Source organism: Nocardia sp. CA-136227 (assembly GCF_050955695.1).
Lineage (GTDB): Bacteria > Actinomycetota > Actinomycetes > Mycobacteriales > Mycobacteriaceae > Nocardia.
Map to the genome: position 1 here is coordinate 2,726,765 of NZ_CP192081.1, position 18,923 is coordinate 2,745,687.

The 18,923-nt window shown below is 69.0% G+C and carries 17 protein-coding genes; 11 read left to right on the forward strand and 6 right to left on the reverse strand.

Going from position 1 to position 18,923, the window contains the following annotated elements; all coding sequences use genetic code 11:
- Nucleotides 1-94 precede the first annotated feature (94 nt).
- Entirely contained in the window at nt 95-871 is a 777-nt protein-coding gene (locus ACQP06_RS12550; RefSeq protein WP_433672382.1) for a GntR family transcriptional regulator, read from the forward strand.
- Nucleotides 872-1,274: 403 nt separating this feature from the next.
- Here the strand turns inward: ACQP06_RS12550 and ACQP06_RS12555 are convergent, their stop codons facing one another.
- A complete protein-coding gene (locus ACQP06_RS12555; RefSeq protein ID WP_433672383.1) occupies nt 1,275-2,534 on the reverse strand; it encodes a KasA/KasB family beta-ketoacyl-ACP synthase in 1,260 nt (419 codons plus the stop codon).
- Nucleotides 2,535-2,782: 248 nt separating this feature from the next.
- Here ACQP06_RS12555 and ACQP06_RS12560 point away from each other — a divergent pair, with 248 nt between their 5' ends.
- A complete protein-coding gene (locus ACQP06_RS12560) occupies nt 2,783-3,757 on the forward strand; it encodes an oxidoreductase (RefSeq protein ID WP_433672384.1) in 975 nt (324 codons plus the stop codon).
- Nucleotides 3,758-3,883: 126 nt separating this feature from the next.
- Here the strand turns inward: ACQP06_RS12560 and ACQP06_RS12565 are convergent, their stop codons facing one another.
- Both ACQP06_RS12565 and ACQP06_RS12570 read right to left on the reverse strand, forming a co-directional pair.
- Nucleotides 3,884-4,396 carry a mycothiol transferase gene (locus ACQP06_RS12565; protein ID WP_433672385.1) on the reverse strand — a complete coding sequence of 171 codons (513 nt, stop codon included), beginning with the start codon at nt 4,394-4,396 and terminating at the stop codon, nt 3,884-3,886.
- Nucleotides 4,397-4,440: 44 nt separating this feature from the next.
- Complete coding sequence (locus ACQP06_RS12570; protein ID WP_357096495.1) at nt 4,441-4,716, reverse strand: YggT family protein; 276 nt, start codon at nt 4,714-4,716, stop codon at nt 4,441-4,443.
- A gap of 177 nt (nt 4,717-4,893) precedes the next feature.
- Between ACQP06_RS12570 and ACQP06_RS12575 the strand changes: the two genes are divergently transcribed.
- On the forward strand, nt 4,894-5,142 hold the full coding sequence (locus ACQP06_RS12575) for a hypothetical protein (protein WP_433672386.1): 249 nt from the start codon (nt 4,894-4,896) through the stop codon (nt 5,140-5,142).
- Between the two features lie 16 nt (nt 5,143-5,158).
- Here ACQP06_RS12575 and ACQP06_RS12580 read toward each other — a convergent pair whose 3' ends face one another.
- The gene (locus tag ACQP06_RS12580; protein ID WP_433672387.1) at nt 5,159-6,196 is read right to left on the reverse strand and encodes a lysylphosphatidylglycerol synthase transmembrane domain-containing protein; all 1,038 of its coding nucleotides are present in this window, start codon (nt 6,194-6,196) and stop codon (nt 5,159-5,161) included.
- Nucleotides 6,197-6,417: 221 nt separating this feature from the next.
- Here ACQP06_RS12580 and ACQP06_RS12585 point away from each other — a divergent pair, with 221 nt between their 5' ends.
- The 5 genes from ACQP06_RS12585 (at nt 6,418) to ACQP06_RS12605 (ending at nt 11,065) form a co-directional block, all read left to right on the forward strand.
- Nucleotides 6,418-7,398, forward strand: a complete 981-nt coding sequence (locus ACQP06_RS12585; protein WP_433672388.1) for an acyl-ACP desaturase — start codon at nt 6,418-6,420, stop codon at nt 7,396-7,398.
- Nucleotides 7,399-7,511: 113 nt separating this feature from the next.
- Complete coding sequence (locus tag ACQP06_RS12590) at nt 7,512-7,820, forward strand: hypothetical protein (protein WP_433672389.1); 309 nt, start codon at nt 7,512-7,514, stop codon at nt 7,818-7,820.
- 80 nt (nt 7,821-7,900) lie between these two features.
- Complete coding sequence (locus ACQP06_RS12595) at nt 7,901-9,574, forward strand: alpha/beta hydrolase (RefSeq protein ID WP_433672390.1); 1,674 nt, start codon at nt 7,901-7,903, stop codon at nt 9,572-9,574.
- Nucleotides 9,575-9,865: 291 nt separating this feature from the next.
- Nucleotides 9,866-10,513 carry a hypothetical protein gene (locus ACQP06_RS12600; RefSeq protein ID WP_433672391.1) on the forward strand — a complete coding sequence of 216 codons (648 nt, stop codon included), beginning with the start codon at nt 9,866-9,868 and terminating at the stop codon, nt 10,511-10,513.
- A gap of 87 nt (nt 10,514-10,600) precedes the next feature.
- Entirely contained in the window at nt 10,601-11,065 is a 465-nt protein-coding gene (locus ACQP06_RS12605) for a DUF2231 domain-containing protein (protein WP_433672392.1), read from the forward strand.
- Between the two features lie 68 nt (nt 11,066-11,133).
- On the opposite strand, the gene lexA is transcribed toward ACQP06_RS12605, so the two are convergent.
- Entirely contained in the window at nt 11,134-11,826 is a 693-nt protein-coding gene (lexA, locus tag ACQP06_RS12610) for a transcriptional repressor LexA (RefSeq protein ID WP_433673302.1), read from the reverse strand.
- A 513-nt stretch (nt 11,827-12,339) separates the two neighbouring features.
- Between lexA and ACQP06_RS12615 the strand changes: the two genes are divergently transcribed.
- The 3 genes from ACQP06_RS12615 (at nt 12,340) to nrdR (ending at nt 14,533) form a co-directional block, all read left to right on the forward strand.
- Nucleotides 12,340-12,549: a hypothetical protein gene (locus ACQP06_RS12615; protein WP_433672393.1), complete on the forward strand. Its 210-nt coding sequence runs from the start codon at nt 12,340-12,342 to the stop codon at nt 12,547-12,549.
- Between the two features lie 178 nt (nt 12,550-12,727).
- A complete protein-coding gene (locus ACQP06_RS12620) occupies nt 12,728-13,951 on the forward strand; it encodes a hypothetical protein (protein WP_433672394.1) in 1,224 nt (407 codons plus the stop codon).
- A 105-nt stretch (nt 13,952-14,056) separates the two neighbouring features.
- Complete coding sequence (gene nrdR / locus ACQP06_RS12625) at nt 14,057-14,533, forward strand: transcriptional regulator NrdR (protein WP_357096465.1); 477 nt, start codon at nt 14,057-14,059, stop codon at nt 14,531-14,533.
- A 111-nt stretch (nt 14,534-14,644) separates the two neighbouring features.
- On the opposite strand, the gene hrpA is transcribed toward nrdR, so the two are convergent.
- The gene (hrpA, locus tag ACQP06_RS12630) at nt 14,645-18,907 is read right to left on the reverse strand and encodes an ATP-dependent RNA helicase HrpA (RefSeq protein WP_433672395.1); all 4,263 of its coding nucleotides are present in this window, start codon (nt 18,905-18,907) and stop codon (nt 14,645-14,647) included.
- Nucleotides 18,908-18,923 lie beyond the last annotated feature (16 nt).

The window sequence follows — 18,923 nt, forward strand, 5'->3', positions numbered from 1 at the left end:
TCAGGGTCTGCGGAATAGCCCATGCACGTGCAGTTTGGCACACCAGAGCTTAAACTGTCTGGGACGTATCCGAAAGTTGTCGAAAGGTGACGGGATGGGTGCCCAGACGGTCGTGGCCGATGTCGCCGACGAGCTCGCTCGCCGCGTCGCGACCGGGGAATACGCACCCGGAGACCTGATGCCGTCGGTTCGCCAGGTCGCCGAGGAATTCGAGATGAACCGGGCCACGGCGCAATTGGTGCTGGGCCGGTTGGAGTCCTACGGCTTCGTCGACGCCCACCGCGGCCGCGGGTTCAGCGTGCGCGACGTGCGCCGCGCCGGCGGGGTGGACGTGTACCGGCGGCTGTTCCGGCTCAGCCTGCACGCGCCCGAGGTCGCCTCGGAGATGTTCGGCAATATCGTGGCCGCCGAACGCGCCATCGTGCTCGACGCCCTGCTCGACTACACCGCCGCCGAGCGCGGCATCGCGCCCGCGGAACTGACTGCCCGGGTCGACGCGCTCGAAACCGAGGCCCGCGCCCCGGAACCCGACCGTGCCCGCCTGCTCGACATCGAACTCGGGCTGGTGCGCGCGATTCTCACCGACCTGGGCCACACCATGCAGCGCGCGGTGCTGAACTCCGTGGGGGAGATGCTGTTCGAGGTGCCCGAAGCGGTCGACGCGTACTTCGCGGTCGCCGCCGATCTGCACGTCCTGATGTGGCGCGCCCTGCTCGCGGTCTGGGAAACCGAGGGTGGACCCTCACCGGCGCAATTGGCGCTGTTCGAGGACCTGTTCGCGATGTACCACGACAAGGTGCTGGCCCGCTTCGACGAATCGGCGGGGCTGGACCCGGATGCGGGGATCCGTCCGCACAGCGCGACGGCTTGAGCGTCGCGCTGCGCCGGACTCCACACTGCGCCGACCCACGAAATGGGCCGGGATCTCGGGCAATACGGGCAGATGTCTCAGACGATCAGCCTCCGGCGAGCATGGCCGCCGCCACGAGTGCGCTGATAATGGCTAGCGCCAGCACCGCGAGGATCACCCGGGCGCTCTGGGTGGGTGGTTCGGCGGGCGGTTGGTCGGCCATGCGTTCATCTCCCTCGTAGGTAACGGGTCGTGCGCGGCTATCGTATTCCGGCGGCTCCCAAGATGTTTGGTGTCCCCCGGGTTCCGGCATAAACACTGCCATTTCCCCGGCCACGCCGGGGAAACCGGGGTGGCTGAATACGAAACGCACGACCTGCTGACCTACGGCCCGCCGGACGCCCGTGGCGCCCGACTGTACCGGTCAGTAACGACCGAACAACACCGCCGCATTGTGCCCGCCGAATCCGAACGAATTGTTCAGCGCGAACTCGACTCCGGTCTTGCGCGGCTGTGTGTGCACCACATCCAACTCCACGTCCGGATCCTGATTCTCCAGGTTCAGCGTCGGCGGAATCACCTGATCACGCAGCGTGAGCACCGAGATGATGGCCTCCAGTGCGCCGACCGCGCCCACCGAATGCCCCAGCGCCGATTTGGGCGCGTACACCGACGGATGCGTGCCCACCGCGGACGCGATCCCCTTGGCCTCGGACAGATCCCCGATGCTGGTTCCGGTGGCGTGCGCGTTCACGTGATCCACTTCCTCGGGCCGCACGCCCGCGGATTCGATGGCCCGGCGCATGGCCCGCGCGCAGCCCGCGCCCTCGGGGTCCGGGGCGACCATGTGATAGCCGTCGGCGGTGAGACCGGCGCCCAGCAAGCGGGCCAACGGCTTCGCGCCGCGCGCCCGCGCGTGATCCTCGGATTCGACCAGCAGCAGCGCGGCCGCTTCGCCGAAGACGAAACCGTCGCGGTCCCGATCGAAGGGGCGGGAGGCCCGTTCGGGTTCGTCGAGCCGGGTGCTCAGGGCGCGCGCCATCGAGAATCCGGCGATGGCCACCGGATTGATGTAGCCCTCCACGCCGCCCGCCACCACCATGTCGGCCTCGCCGAGCACGATCGAACGCCAGGCGTGCACCAGCGCCTCGTTGCCGGAGGCGCACGCCGAGACCGGGGTGACCAGGCTCGCGCGCGCCCCGATCTCCAGGCCGACCACGCCGGAGACGCCATTGGGCATGGACATCGGCACCGCGAACGGCGAGACCTTGCGGTAGCCGTGGTCGCGCATGGCGTCATTGGCGTCCACGATGGTGTCCGCGCCGCCGAGCCCGGTGCCGATGCACACGCCCAGGCGGTCCTTGTCGACTTCGGGGTTGCCCGCCGTGTTCCACAGGCGTTTTCCCATCACGTACGACATCTGCTGCACGTAACACATGCGGCGCTTCTTGACCCGATCGAGTTCGCCGGTCGGATCAGCCGCGAGTTTGCCACCGATGGTTACCGGCAGGTTCAGCCTGGTGATTTCCGGGTCGTCGAGGGTGCTGATGCCACTGGCTCCGGACAAAAGTCCCTGCCAGGTGCCCTCGGTGTCGGGGGCGATCGAGGTCGTCATCTCCACGGCGGTGACCACGACATTTCGGAATCCGCCATTCCGGGTGGAGAATTCTGCGAGGCTATTCACTTTTCGCGTGTCCTTTTCGGCCAATTGGCATGTCCTGCAGAGAATTCGCGAGCGCCTGCGAGGTTAACCCGAGAATCGCCAGAGTGTGGCACCGACACTCAGAACCGGTAAGTAACCTGCGTGGGCCTCCGATCGAAATGCGACCGACCGGATTCGGGCGGATTTCCGGCCGCCCGCTCGACTGTCGCGGCCCGGCGGCTCCGGGTACATTGTCTCAGACGGAGATTCGCTGCAAGGAGACCGATCGCATGACCGAGGCCCCGCACCGGCCCACCGTGACCAGCCCGCCCGTGATCGCCCGCCGCTGGACCATCCACGACATCCCCGACCAGACCGGCCGCACCGCCGTGATCACCGGCGCCAACAGCGGACTCGGCCTGCGCACCGCCGAAGCCCTGGCCGCCAAGGGTGCGCACGTCCTGCTGGCCTGCCGCAACGAGATCAAGGCCGCGGCCGCCCTGGAACAGGTCGGGGCCGCCGCCACCGGACCGAAACCCGAAGTGCTGCCACTGGATCTGGCCGACCTCGCCTCCATCCGCCGCGCCGCCGACCACCTCGATGTCCGCGGCACGCCGATCGACATCCTGGTCAACAATGCGGGAGTCATGGCCCTGCCGCGCGACCAGCGCACCGCCGACGGATTCGACGCCCAGTTCGGCACCAATCACCTGGGCCACTACGCGCTGACCGGATCCTTGCTGCCGCTGCTGCTGCGCGCCCCCGAACCGCGGGTGGTGACCGTATCGTCCATCGCGGCGTGGGGCGGGATGATCAACTGGCTGGATCCGAACTGGCGGCGGGTGTACGTCCGCTGGCTGGCCTACAGCCAATCGAAACTCGCCAATCTGCTGTTCACCGCGGAACTGCACCGCCGGGCCGGGGCGGCGGGGGCGAATCTGACCGCTGTTGCGGCGCATCCGGGTCTGTCGGCGACCAATCTGTACACGTCCACACCGGAAAGGGGTGCGGCGGCGGCCCTCGCGGCGGTGCAGCAGCGAATACTGTTCTCGCTGGCCCAATCCGACGCGAAGGGCGCGCTGCCGCAGCTCTATGCCGCCACCACGCCGGGGCTGGCCGGAAACTCCTACTGCGGGCCCGCGTTCGAGACGTTCGGGTATCCGCGCCGGACGCTGCGGAATCCGCTCGCCTACAGCCGTTTCCAGGCGCGGCGGCTCTGGGAGTTGAGCGAGAAGCTGACCGGCGTCACGTACGCCTGGTCCTGATCGTCACGCCCTCCGGCCCGGAATCGACCCCCACGAATTGCCTGGTCCTCCCCAGTCCGCCGGCCCCGCACCATCGAGTCCGCGTCGTCGCGAAACAATGTGCCGCAGAACTGGATTGGTGACCGCTCACCGGCGGCGCAGGAGCATTCCCCTTACGTAGGCGGCTTGGCCCGCGTGCTGGATGTCGTCGTCGACGACGCTGATGAGACGGACTCCGAGGGTGACCGGGGGATCCCAGCGGGTGTCGACGATGCGGGGGAGATCGGCGTCGGTGAGGGTGGAGACGTAGGCGATGGTGGCGGCGTGCACGGCGTCGTAGTAGGCGAGCAGGAGGTCGGCGGGGACGTCGGCCAGGGCCGCGACGTCGGTGGGGTTCTGCGCGTAGCCGGTCGCGGTGTCGTCGAAGGGGAGAGCGAAGCGGGTCGACCAGCCGCCGGCGGTCCAGAGTTGGTCGGTGGCGGCGACGTCGGCGATGTGGTCGTCCTGGACGCGGGTGAGGTGCCAGATCAGCCAGGCGATGGAGTTGGCGTCGCCGTCGGGCTGGATGCCGAGTTCGGCCTGGGTGAGGTCGGCGACGGCGCCGTGGACGTTCTCCTTGATCCGGCCGAAGGCGTCCACCAGCAGGTCAGCGCTTGTCATGGTGCGATCCGATCGTCGAGGTACGCAGGATGTTCCGGGGCTTGCTAGAGGCTGAAAGCGATCGCGCGCAGCACCAGCACGGCGATGAAGACGACCGTGAAGGCCAGGTCGATCTGGACGCCGCCGAGGCGAATCGGCTTGAGGACCCGGCGGACCGGGGCGATCACCGGCTCGGTCAGGCGGTGCACGACATCGCGGGCCTTGCGCAGCGCGGGCGGGGTGTCGCCGAGGACGCCGATCCAGTCGATGATCAGGCGGGCGATCAGCAGCAGCATGAACAGCGTCAGGGCGAGCCCGAGCAGTGAACCTAGGAAAGACATGGCGGACTCCTTCTTCGTGGCCGGCCTTACGTCGATCAACGCCCGACGTGGGTCGAAAGTGCCCCCATCGTCGACCATGACCGTCCGGTTCGCGGGGCGGGCTCGCCGGAGCCGTGCGAGAATCTGGGCTGCTGTTCGCCCAGCTCACCCGCGATCGCACAAGGAGTCCACGTGCGCATGAAGTATCTGGTCGGCCTGCCGGTGGCCGTCCTCTCGCTGACCCCGGTCGTCACCGCCGTCGACGCCGCGACCGCCCAGGCCGCCGCGCCGACCTGGACCTGCAATGCCCAGACCTGGGACGGCCAGACCCTGCCCACCCTCACCGTCGACGCCAAGCGCGGCAAGCATCAGGCCGCGGGCGTCGCGCAGACCAAGTGGGGCGGCATCGCCAAGTACGCGACCATCGACTGCAAGCCCAACAACTGAGCCCGGACCCGTCGCGTCAGATGGCGCGGCGGTGGTTCAGATAGGCGAAGGAGGCGAGGCCCAGCGGGATCTGGCACCAGAAGGTGAGGAGCCGGAACCCCAGGGCCGCGCCCACCGCCACCCCGGCGGTCAGTCCCGCGACCGCGGTGAGGCCGGCCGCGATGGTGATCTCCTTGGTGGCCACGCCGTTCGGGGACGGCAGCAGCGGCGCCAGCGCCACGGTCACCAGTTCCACCACGAAGGTGTCGGGCAGACTGAGATTCGCCCCGACCGCGTGCAACACCGCCCACAACGCCACCACGATGAGCAGCGGCTGCACCAGCGCGCAGATCCACAGCGCCGCCGCCCGGCGCGGCCGGAAAGCGGTGGTGGCCACGGACTTCCACGCGAACTCGGCATCCGAACGGGCATGCCGCAGCCGTGCGGGCAGTCGCCGCCAACCGCCCTGTGTGGCCACTCGGCGATGCAGGATCAGACCCGCCACGGCCGCCGCCACACCGGCCGCGATCAGCGTGACGATCATGATCAGCGCTGTGCGCCAAGGATTCTCGCCCACCAGGTGATGCCACGTACCCGACATTCGCGCACCGAGGTCGTGCCAAGGGGGTTGTGCGCCATTGCGACTCATCAGACTCGGCGCGGCCAGCACCGCGACCACCACCAGGGGCACCCGGACCATGAGCGCCGCGAATCCCATCAACCCCATGGACGCCATCGCCCCGGTATGACTGAGCCCGGTCCGGCGCAGGAATCGCAAGCGCAGCAACAGTGAGGCCGCGGGCACCAGCCCGATAGCGGGCACCGCCAGCTGCAGGGCGAACAACTGCCCGGTGGTCGGCCGGGCCGGGATGGAGCCGCGCAACATGAAAACCGAGGTGGGCCACAGAGCGAGGGTGGCGAGCGCGGCGACCAGCAGCCAGCGCGGGTCCGCCGCGGCGAGGGCGTGCACTCCGGTCAGGACCGCGTCCCGCTGCCAGACGGCCGCGGCCGCCACCAGCAGGGTGCACACGACGGTCGGCAGGGCCTTCCTCGCCGCTGCGGGAACGGCCGCCATCCGCCCCTCCTCAGGTATCGCAGACGTAATTTCCCCGGTGAATCGCATACGCGGGGGTCAACATTAACGCGGTCGGAGGGCCGTGACCAGGGTTGTCCGAATAGTCCTGTGCGCCATCGGCAACGGAACGGTCGTCTTGTGAACGCGCTCCGGTGATACGCCGTATACCCGAGTAGGCTCACGAACGGATGGGGAGACAAGTCGTAATACAGGGACACGACATGACTAAATCCATGATCACCGAGACCCCCGGGGCCGGCTCGATGACTCCGGTGGAGTTGCTGGTCGAACTCGAACCCGTGGCGGAAGCGAATCTGAACCGGCATCTGGGGCTGGCCAAGGAATGGCATCCGCACGATTACGTGCCGTGGGACGAGGGCCGCAATTTCGCCGCCATGGGCGGAATCGATTGGGAACAAGATCAATCTCGGCTCAGTCCGGTCGCGCGCGCCGCCATGGTCACCAACCTGCTCACCGAGGACAATCTGCCCTCCTATCATCGGCTGATCTCCCACGCCTTCTCCCGCGACCGCGCGTGGGGCGCCTGGGTCGACCGCTGGACCGCCGAAGAGAATCGCCACGGCATCGTGATCCGCGACTATCTGATCGTGACGCGCGCCGTCGATCCGGTCGCACTGGAACAAGCCCGCATGATCTGCCTCTCCCAGGGCATCGACGACCCGACCGGCACCGGCGACAACACCATCCTGCACGGCGTCGCGTACGTGACGTTCCAGGAGCTGGCCACTCGCGTCTCGCACCGCAATACGGGCAAGGCCTGCCACGAACCCCGCGCCGACCGCATGCTCACGCGCATCGCCGCCGACGAGAACCTGCACATGGTCTTCTATCGGAACATCTGCGCGGCGGCCCTGGACCTGGTTCCCGACGACGCGCTGGCGGCCGTCGCCGCGGTCGTCGAGAACTTCCGGATGCCCGGCGCGGGCATGCCCGAGTTCCGGCGCAACAGCGTCCTCATCGCCAAATATGGGATCTACGACCTGCGCCAGCACCTCGACGAGGTGGTCATGCCGGTGCTGCGCCACTGGAACATCTTCGATCGCACCGACTACTCCGGCCGCGGCGAGCGGATCCGCGACAACCTGGCCGCCTACGTGGAGCGGCTCGGAAACGACGTCCTGCGGTTCGAGGAACAGCGCGACCGCGCCCTGGCGCGCGAGGCCGCCCGCCGCGAGAAGTGAGCTCCCGGCGCCGAATTGTGAACAGCCACCGCGCTGTCCACAGCGCGCCGTTCTCACCGAGCCCACCCGGTCGCCCGCCGCTAGGGTGTGGTGCACGGACGACAGGGGGAAACATGGCGGACATGCTGCGCGCCGACATCACGGCGCTGCGCATCATGGCGGCGGGTCTCAGGGGTGAGGCCGACGCCGTCACGAATATCGACCCGGTGGATCTGATCGCGAAAGTCTCGCAGGCCATGCCCAATTCGGCCATCGGCGCGGCCGCGGTCACTGTCGGCGAGCCACTGCTCGCCTCGCTCGGGCACACCGCGGATCGGCTCCGATCCTTCGCCGATACGGCCGATCAGGGCGCCACCACCTACGAGGCCACCCAGCTGGCGCTATCGGCCGAGCTGGACGGGTACCTGCACGCCACCTCCTGACCGTCGGCGTCCAGCCTCGACCGGCACGTATTGCCATGAAGCAGGTTCGGTAGGGGATCCGGTCACGGGCAGGAGGGACAGTGGCGCGAGCGAGCCTGTCCCAGGTGTGCGGGTGGGATCCCACAGCCGCCGACCGTGCGAGTGCCGCTGTGGTGGAGGCCGATTCGTCGTTCTCGGCAGCGCAGACACGGGTGGCGCGGGCGGTCGACACGGCCATGGCCGGGTGGCTGGGCGCGGCCGCGACTGCCGCGGCGGTGCGGGCCTTGGCGTCCCAGCTGGCGGCGAACCATATCGGCGCGGCGCTCATCGAGGTCGCGGACGCGTTCGCCGAGGCCGGCGCACTCGATCGGGTGTGCGCGCTGGTCGGCCACATCCGCGATGAGGCGCGCGACACCGGATGCCGGATCGCCGAGGACGGCACTGTCACCGGACCACACTCCCAGATCGGAGACCTGGCGCTGGACTTCATCTTCCAGGCCGGGTTCGACGCGAAGGCGCTGGCCTTGCAGGCGAGGCTGGTGCCGCTGCTCGACACCGCCGGGGAGATCGACGAGCGGGTCGGCACCCGGCTCGCCACGGCCGCCATGGCGCTGGCGGAACTGCGGGCGGATCCGAGCGGCGGTGGGCCGAGTACCCGGATCAGCGGGTTCCTCGACGGGACCGCGCTGCTGCCGGAGGATCCGCAAGCGCTGGGTGCGCTGTGGAAGTCGCTCGGCCCCGCGGATCGCGATGAGCTGTTCGCGGCCGATCCGCTGATCGGGAGTCGGGACGGCCTGCCCGCGCTCGTCCGCGACCACTACAACCGGGTGGTCCTGCGGAAACTGCGCGCGGACGCGGTGGCGGGGGACCGGCGGTTGGTCGACCGGCACCCCGACTGGTATCGCGGTCGGAATCTGCCCACCAGCAGCGGGGATTGGACGCGGCTGCGGGCATGGGAGGCGGCGCGGGCCGAGGCGCTCACCAGGGTCGCGGGATACGAGGCGCTGGAGCGGCAGCTCGGTCCGGTGCCGGGCGGCCGCCTCCTGCTCGCGCTCGATACCGCCGGGCACGGCGCGATCGCGCTGAACAATCCGGACACCGCCGCGAATGTGGCGACCTTCGTGCCGGGGACCGGCTCACCGCTCACCGCCATCGGGGTCGGGGTGCGGCGGGTCCGAGCGCTGCTGGGCGCCGCCGAACGGTCCGATCCGTCTGCCCGAACGTCGGTCATCGCGTGGTACGGCTATGACGCACCGCCGGATCTGGCCGGGGCGCTGGGGGATCGGCGGGCCGACGCGGGCGCGCTCGCACTGGATCGGTTCGAATCCGGACTGCGGGCAAGCCATCTGGGCCTCGCGTCCCATCAGACCGTTCTCGGCCACAGCTATGGGAGCACCGTGATCGGTGCGGCCGCCAGTGGAGCGAACACGCTGGCCGCCGATGACGTGGTACTGGTGGGAAGTCCTGGGATAGAAGTTGACAATGTTTCAGAATTGCGTCTGATGGGTATTCCGGCGGGCCGCAACAGCGGGCATGTCTATGCCACTGCCGACCCCGCAGACCCGGTTCCCGTGTTCGGTCAATTAGTACACGGTGTTAACCCGGTCGATCGCGAATTCCGCGCAACGGTTTTCACATCTTCCGGGGCCACTCTCGGCCTGCCCGTGTTGCGGGCCTTGCCATTCGATGTGCTGTCACACGGAAACTACTGGGAGCCGGGCAATCCGGGCCTTCGCATCCAGGGTGACGTCATTGCGGGCCGCTATCGCCAATGAGGCCGAGCGGCCTGTTCGTTGCGCCGAGATAGCCGCAACTGCGGGTAGCGGATTCGTTGCGGACCATGCCGTACCACTACTCTGAGCGGCCGACCAAACTAGTTTGAAACGGTTGGGTTCATGCTAGGGTTTCGTGAAGTTGGAGTGGGAAGTCGGAGACAAATGCGCACTGAGAACATCAATAGGAAGTTCAAACTGCATGACGAGCGCAGGATTGCCGCCCAACTTCCTGAGCAACTTCTTGGTTTGGATGTTGTCGGATTTGGGAAACCGGATGAGTTTCCGGGCGAGTTGCTGAACTACTTCGGCGAATTCGCGAACGGCTCGATCCCGCCGCGCTCGCGCATCTACCGCAATGCCCAGCCCAATCTCATCGATGCCTGGCTGCTGGAGCTGTTGCGCGGCGCCCGGATCGGTGACCGCTTCTACCTCCGCACCGGACTCGAGTACTTCCCGTGGGCCGACTGCCGCGTGCTCGACCACCGCTGGCTCGAATCCCTGCGCCGGGTGCTGGGTACCAATCAGGGTTACATGGCGCACGACAAGAGCTCGGCCGTCATGACCCTCGGCACGCAGTACGAGGTGCTCGGCTTCGTGGCGGGCGCGGGCCTGCCCGGCGCCGCCGACGCCGGCCCGGCCGAGGATGTGCCGACGCGCCGGATCGTGCACGCCCCCGCCGTGGTGGCCGTCCACGATCTGACCCCCGCCGCCGCTCTCGCGGGCACGCCCGACGTGGCCGCCGCCGCGGTGCCGGATCTATCGATCCCGCAGGTAACCGAGGTGATTGCGGCTCCCGAACCGGTCGTCGCGCCCAGCCCGGAGCCGGAAGCCGCAGCGCCGCGCGCCGCCGAATCGGCGGCCGCGGAATCGGGGGCTCCGGCCGACGAAGCGCCCACCCAGCTGCTGACTCGCATCGTGGAGCCGGTCGAAACCGACTGACCGCGCGGCTCGCGATCGAACCGGACGGGCCCGGCGAACGTTGTACTGAGTACGCCGGGCATTCACCGAGTTCGAAAGAGCCGCTCTATGTCGACAATCAATGGGCTGCCCGCCCATGTCCTCCTCGTGCACGCGGTGGTGATACTGGTCCCGCTGACGGCGGGCCTGTTGATCCTGTGCGCGGTGTGGCCCGCGGCCCGCACCCGGCTGATCTGGCTCGCGGTCGTGCTGACCGTGCTGGTGACGGTGCTGACTCCGATCACCGTCGACGCGGGGGAGTGGTTCCAGCGCCAGCTGGGAATGCCGCCGCTGCTCGATGAACACGCGCGGCTGGGGAAGCAGATGCCGTACTTCGTTGCGCCACTACTGGTTCCGGCCGCGCTGCTCGCCTTCGTGCAGCTGCGGTCCCGGCGGGAACGGCCGGTGGGCAAGGCGCTGGTGGTGGTGATCGCGGTGATCGCGCTGGCCGCCGGCGGGGCCGCCACCTGGCAGACCTTCCGGGCCGGGGATTCGGGCGCGCACGCGGTGTGGAACGGCGTGGTGAATCACTGAGTGAGCGACTGTCGTGACCCGGCGGCCGGTCTGCGGGGCGGCCACCGAGTCACGGCAGTGCGGCACGGTCAGATCTTGCGGATGACCGTGACGACCTTGCCGAGTACCTGGGCGTCATTGCCCGGGATCGGCTCGAACAGGGGATTGTGCGGCATCAGCCACACCTGGGAACCGGTGCGCTTGAAGGTCTTCACGGTGGCCTCGCCGTCGATCATGGCCGCCACGATGTCACCGTTGTCGGCGACGTTCTGCTGGCGCACGACCACCCAGTCGCCGTCGCAGATGGCCGCGTCGATCATGGACTGACCGACGACCTTCAGCAGGAACAGCGAACCCTCGCCGACCAGTTCGCGCGGCAGCGGGAAGACGTCCTCCACCGCCTGCTCGGCCAGGATCGGGCCACCGGCGGCGATCCGGCCCAGCACCGGGACGTAGGTCGGGATCGGGTGATCGTCGGAGGACTCCGCCTCCGCATTGACCGCGCGAAGTTGCGACACGCCGCCCGCGGCGCGCACCGCCGTCTCGTCCAGGCCCCGGACGTCCACGGCGCGTGGACGATTCGGGTCGCGGCGCAGGTAGCCCTTGCGCTCGAGGGCTCGGAGTTGATGCGCCACCGAGGAGGTGGAGGTGAGGCCGACGGCATCGCCGATCTCGCGGATGCTGGGCGGGTAGCCGCGGTCGTGCACCGAGCTGCGGATGACCTCCAGGACCCGGCGCTGGCGCACGGTCAGATCGGCGCCGACGCCGGACGATTCGGACAGGGGGCCGTTACCTTCGGGACCAAGGGGTCCGTTCTCACCGTCCACGCCGCCGTGTTCGCTCACCGCCGCCGTCCTCCGTTCACTGCTGTCGCTCACCGGAATTCGTTCCCGCACGCGCCGTGTCGTACGTCCGGGCAACTCGTGACTCGACTGTAGACCGTGTGACGCGTGTGATCAAACATCTGTTCGACGCATGTCGCGGAAATCAGTGACATTGCCGGTCCGCCGTGGTAGAAATTCGAACATCAGTTCATCGAACACATGATCGAGTCAGTTGTCCAGCACTCTGCGGCCCGCCCTACCCTGGAGGTTACTTCGATGCGCGCCATGGTCAGCGAGATCGACACTCTGGAAAGCGATTTGGGATTCGACAGCCTCCCGTCGGAGCTGCGTTCCGATCGGTCCCCGGTCACCCCGTCCGGGGCTTCGGCACACCCTGTCCTGAACCGCCGGCCCTGCCGGGCGCACGTGCGGCCGATGCCTCGCGCGGGTGTTCGAACCGATCATGTCGTCGTGCGACACGCCGCGGGACGCGCCCGTGGATTGCATCCGCTGGACCGGGTGCAGCGGGCCCAGAACGGTCTCGCCGCGTTGGCGATCACCGCGCTCGTGAGCGCTCTCGCTGTGGCCGGACTGATCGGTCTCGCGCAATTACGCTCCGGTGACTTCGATTCGCAGACCACGCCGCCCACGGTGCAGCTGGTGCAGCCCCCGGTTCGATAGCAGTGGTGATGCTCGGCCGATTGCCCGGTCGTAGCCGGTTTCCGGGATAGGGATCCCCGGCCATGACGTGGCCGAAATTGCAGATTGAAAACTGAAACGTGTTGCTACCGTCCCCCTGAATGTGACAGAGGCTACATCCGCGCGACCGCACGGCGGCGCGCGAGCGACAGGGGGCGTAATGCCGAGAGTTCGAGGGTTGGTCCGGGTGGCCGGAGTGCTCACCTGCCTGATGATCGGGCTGGTGACCGCCCCGGCGGTGCACGCCGAAGCCGGGTACGCCGAATATCTGGACCTGCCATCGGTGAACGGGGACGGCGCGGCGGGCGGCGGCTTGAATCCCGCCCTGCCCCTGGACCCCGACACCCTGCGCGGCGCGCTCGACGCCGCGCGGGCGGCGGGGGTGCAGCCGCGGCACTACGCCACGCTGCTGCACCAGTACTGGCTGGTGGTCGCCACCCGCAATGCCGAGATCGACCTGGCCGGGTGGGATCCCGGGCTCGGCGTCGCGGCCAATACCGCCACCTTCACCCAGGTGTACGTGAACTACCTGCGGCTGAACAACTCTCACCCGGATTACTGGTGGACCGGCCTGGCCGGATTGGCCGGCGGCTCCTTCGCCTCGGGCTTCTTCGACATGGGCGACGTGTCCGCGATCGTCAGCGTGCCGGGCATCCATCAGCTCGGCGACGCGGTCGCCGACCTGTTGCGGGGCACACCCGCGCCGCTGCTCGACATCCTGCCCTCCGACATTCGCACGCTGGGCACCGAGGGGGAGCGGCTCACCGCCGACGACCTGGCCTGGTATCAGACCCGGCTGATGATCATGCAGAAGCACATCTTCATCGACCAGGTGCCCATGCACGAGGCGTACACCGCCGCGGGCACGGCCGGGGTCGAGGAGATGTACCAGGCCGGGGTGCTCGACGAGAACGCCATCACGGCCTGGCGGGAACTGGCCGGTGGCACCCAGGAAGGGCTCGCCGACGCCGCGCTGCGCATGACCGACCGGGAACAGAACCAGATCATCGCCGACCAGTGGGATGTCACCTCGCACGGTCGCGGGGCCATGGGCCGGGTGCTGACCTACGTCAGCACCATCGCCGGAAAGGCCGCCGTCCCCGGCGTGCGCGCGCCCGGCGTGTTCGCGCCCACCACCCTGACGTCGGGAACCATGTCGCTCCGGGCCCCGCTGCCCGACTTCAACTGGGCCGACCGCGACACGCGGTGGAACTACATCACCAACGACCTGCTGCCCCGCTACCTGGAGCTGTGCGCGAACCCGGCCGTCGCGAGACCGGTTCTGGCCGAACCGTTCTCCGCAAAATTGGTCCAGGGACGGCTCGTCCAGCGGCTGCCGGACCTGCTGGCCGACATGACCTCGCAATGGCGGTTGACGGCCTGATTCGGCGACGCCGACCCGGGCGGACGCCGCTGACGGCGTCCGTCACGGTATCCTCGAGATTGCTCGAGGTTGCTGTGGAACCCAGGCATCGACGAAGGATCCCGGATGCATTGCCCGTACTGCCGCCATCCCGATTCGAGGGTGGTCGACTCGCGTGAGGCCGAGGAAGGCACCGCCATCAGGAGGCGACGTGCCTGTCCGGAATGTGGTCGCAGGTTCACCACCGTCGAAACCGCCATCCTGTCGGTGGTCAAGCGCAGCGGTGTCACCGAGCCGTTCAGCCGCGAGAAAGTGATCCGCGGCGTCAGCCGCGCCTGTCAGGGCCGCGAGGTCGACTCCGACGCCCTGAACCTGCTCGCCCAGCAGGTGGAGGATGCCGTGCGGGCCAAGGGTTCCCCCGAGGTGCCCAGCCACGAGGTCGGTCTGGCCATCCTCGGACCGCTGCGCGACCTGGACGAGGTCGCCTATCTGCGCTTCGCGTCGGTGTACCGATCCTTCAGCTCCGCCGAGGATTTCGAGCGCGAGATCGCCGATCTCCGCAAGCACCGCGACGAGCACGCGGTCGGGGCGGCCGCGGAATAGCCGATCGTCCCCGCGAGGCACCGCCCCCGCGTCCCACCGATTCACGGTCCGGCCCCGAGCAATTCGGAGCCGGACCGATCTATATCCGACCGCGCTTCCGAGCTGTGTTCGTCAGCGCTTCTGCGGTGGGCGGCGTGCGGCGTCGATCGCCTTCTCGATCCGCTTCGCCGAGACCGGATACGGGGTGCCCAGCTGCTGGGCGAACAGGCTGACCCGGAGTTCCTCGATCATCCACCAGATCTCGACGATGTCGCGGCCGCCGCGACGGCCCTCGGGGAGGTTGGCGACCAGCCGGTCGTAGGCCGCGTGCACGCGATCGAGTTCGATCATGCCCGCGCGGTCCCGGTTGGCGGCGGCGGGCAGCGCCTCCAGCCGCAGCCGGGCGGCCTCCAGATACCGTGGCAGTTCCCGCAATCGGGCGCTGCCCCACTCGGAGATGAAGCCGGGGAAGATCAGATCGTCGAGCTGGTGGGTCACATCGTCGGTGGCGTCGCGGTCACGCGAGTCGGCGAGCGCGGCGCGCACCCGATGCGCCTCGGCCAGCACCGGAACCACCGAGCGGACGATATTCGCCACCGCCGTGGTGAACCGCGGGCGGACCTTCTCCACCAGGGCCTGGAACTGCTCGGGGCTGCGCACCGGCCCGCCATGGGCGGCGATCAGTTCGTCGGCCGCGCAGGCGCGGCAGTCCTCCACCAGGGCATCGAGGGTGCCGTACGGATTCTGGCTCAGCGCAAGCCGATCCGTGGGCGGCAGGCCGGCGGTGACCGCGCGGGTGCTGGTCGTGATCGCGCCCAGCAGCAGGGCGCGGGTGCCGGTGCGCATGGCGGTGGCCTGCTCGGCGGGGGAGCTGAGCACCCGCACGGCCACGCCCTCGGACTCGGCGACCAGGGCCGGATAGCCGGTGATGGTCTGCCCGCCGACCTGCCGCTTGACCGCGGACGGCAGCGTGCCCAGGGATTCGGAGGTCCACACGGCGGCCGGGGCCCGCTCGGCGGCGTTGTTGGCGCGCGCGACCGACTTCGAGACCTGTTCGGCGAGACGGGTTTTCAGCTCGGCCAGACTCTTGCTGCGGGCCACGATCGTGCCCGAGGGGTCGACGGCGGCGAAGGTCATGCGCAGATGGTCGGGCAGGCCCGCCGGGTCCAGCATGGCGGCGGCGATGGTCACCGAGCCGAGCTGGGACAACTCCCGCGCCAGGCCGGTGCGCAGCGGTTCGGCGCGCGGGGTGAGGCGGTCCAACGCGGCCTTGGCGAAGTCCGGGGCCGGAACCACGGTGCGGCGCAGCTGCTTGGGCAGCGTCTTGATGAACGCCGCGGCCAGCTCCTCGCGCATACCCGGCACCAGCCAGTCGAAGCCGACCGAGCGCACGTGCGCCAGCTGGGCGATCGGAATGTGCACGGTGACACCGTCGTCGGCCTGGCCCGGCTCGAACTGATAGGTGACCGGGAAGGTCAGCTCGCCCTGACGCCAGCTGTCGGGGTAGGAAGTCGGATCCAGCAGGGCCGCATCCTCGTTCACCACCGTGGAGGCGGTGAAGTCGAGCAGGTTCGGGTCGGTGCGCTGGGTCTTGCGCCACCAGCTGTCGAAATGCCGCACCGAGACGATGTCGGAGGGGATGCGCTTGTCGTAGAACTCGAACAGCACCTCGTCGTCGACCAGGATGTCGCGACGCCGCGCCCGATGCTCCAGATCGGCTACATCCTCGAGCAATTCGCGATTGCGCGCGAAGAAGTCGTGCTTGGTCTGCCACTCGCCCTGCACCAGCGCGTGCCGGATGAACAGTTCCCGCGACAGCTCCGGATCGATGCGGCCGAAATCCACCCGGCGCTGGGTCACCAGCGGAATCCCGTACAGCGTGACCCGCTCGTAGGCGGCCGCCGCACCCCGCTTGGCCGACCAATGCGGTTCCGAGTAGGTGCGTTTCACCAGATCCCCGGCCAGCCGCTCGGCCCACTCGGGTTCGATCCGCGCCGCCGTCCGACCCCACAGCCGGGAGGTCTCCACCAGCTCGGCCGCCATCACCCACCGCGGCGGCTTCTTGGCCAGCGACGACCCGGGGAAGATCATGAACTTGGCATTGCGGGCCCCGAGGAACTCCCGGCTCTCGGCCTCCCGCACCCCGATATGCGACAGCATGCCCGCCAGCAGCGCCTGATGGATCGACGTCACATCCCAGGGCAGCGAGTCATCCGCGAGGCCGGCCTTGGCTGCCAGCGATTCCGCGAGGCCGCGCCCGCCGGAGCCGGATGCGCCGCTGCCGGAGCCGCCGCCGCGCCCGGACCGTGCGCCCCGAGCCGCGTCGCCGGCGGCAGACGAATCGCCCACGGTCCTGCCGCCCGCGCGCCCTCCGCGCCCACCGTCACGACCGCGCTCGCCATCGGCGCGCTGTGTGCCGCCGGACCCGCGTCCGCGGCGACCACGGGTGGCCTCGCCACCATCGTCGGATCCGGTTGCGGTGCGGTCGAATTGGGTGTCGGAGCCCTCGGTGTTCCAGCCCAGGCCACGCGTGATGGTGCGGAGCTGGCCGTGCAGGTCCTGCCATTCGCGGATGCGCAGGTAGTGCAGGAACTCGTCGCGGCACATGCGGCGGAACTGGTTGGAGGACAGGGCATTGCGCTGTTCGCGCAGGTAGTCCCACAGCCGCAGGGAGGACAGGAAGTCCGAGCCCTCGATGGTGAAGCGGGCGTGCTTGGTGTCGGCGGCCTGCTGATGCTCGACGGGCCGTTCACGGACATCCTGGATCGACAGGGCCGCCACGATGATGAGGACCTCGGCCAGGCAGCCGCCGCTATTGGCCTCCACCAGCATGCGGGCCATGCGCGGATCGACGGGGATCTGCGCCATCTCGCGGCCGATGGGGGTGAGGACGAGCCCGGCGTCCGGGATCTCGCGCCGCGCGGAGGCGTCGGCCTCGGCGCGGGCGAGCGCGCCGAGCTCCTCGAGCAGGGCGATGCCGTCGCGGATGGCGCGGCCGTCCGGTGGTTCGACGAACGGGAACCCCTCGATGTCACCGAGTCCGAGCGCGGTCATCTGCAGGATGACGGCGGCCAGATTGGTGCGCAGGATCTCCGGTTCGGTGAACTGCGGCCGGGATTCGAAGTCGTCCTCGGAGTACAGGCGGATGGCGATGCCGTCAGCGACACGGCCGCAGCGGCCCGACCGCTGTCGTGCCGAGGCCTGCGAGATCGACTCGATCGGCAGCCGCTGCACCTTGGTGCGCATGGAGTAGCGCGAAATACGCGCCGTGCCAGGGTCGATCACGTACCGGATGCCCGGCACCGTCAGCGAGGTCTCGGCAACATTGGTGGCCAGCACCACGCGCCGCCCGGTGTGCGCCTCGAACACCTTGTGCTGCTCGGCCGCCGAGAGCCGCGCGTACAGCGGCAGGATCTCGGTGCGCGGCAGGCGCAGGTCGCGCAACGAGTCGGCGGTGTCGCGGATCTCGCGTTCGCCGGACAGGAAGACCAGGATATCGCCGTCGCCCTCGGCCTGCAGTTCCCGCACCGCGTCGCCGATGGCGTCGGTGGGGTCGCGGTCGACGATCGCGGTGTCCTCGTCGTCGGGATCCTCGGAGGTGACCGGAACCTCCAGCGACAGCGGCCGATACCGGACCTCCACCGGATACGACCGGCCCGAGACCTCGACAATCGGTGCGGGCGTGCCGTTCTCGTCACTGAAGTGCCGCGCGAACAACTCGGGGTCGATGGTCGCCGAGGTGATGACGATCTTCAGATCCGGCCGCTGCGGCAGCAGCTGCTTGAGGTACCCGAGCAGGAAGTCGATATTGAGGCTGCGCTCGTGCGCCTCGTCGATGATGATCGTGTCGTAGCGGCGCAGCAGCCGGTCGCGCTGGATCTCGGCGAGCAGGATGCCGTCGGTCATCAGCTTCACCAGCGTGCGATCCGACGCCTGATCGGTGAACCGGACCGTGTAGCCGACCACATCGCCGAGCTCGGTGTTCAGTTCCTCGGCGATGCGCTCGGCGACCGTGCGCGCGGCCAGTCGCCGCGGCTGGGTGTGGCCGATGGTGCCGCGAATCCCGCGCCCGAGCTCCAGGCAGATCTTGGGCAGCTGGGTGGTCTTGCCGGATCCGGTCTCACCGGCCACGATCACGACCTGGTGCGCGGCGATGGCCGCGGCGATGTCGTCGCGGCGCGCGGAGACCGGTAACTGTTCGGGGTAGGCGATGGCCGGGACGGCGGCCCGGCGGGATTCCACCCGGCGCTGGGCGGCGTCGAATTCGGCTTCGAGGGAGGTGAGATCGCCGCCGCGGGCCTTGTCGAGCCTGCGACGCAAGCGATGTTCGTCGCGGATCGAGAGATCGGCCAGGCGGGAACGAAGCTCGCGAGAGGTGGCGGCGGTCCTGGTCATTGCACTGTCAACGATA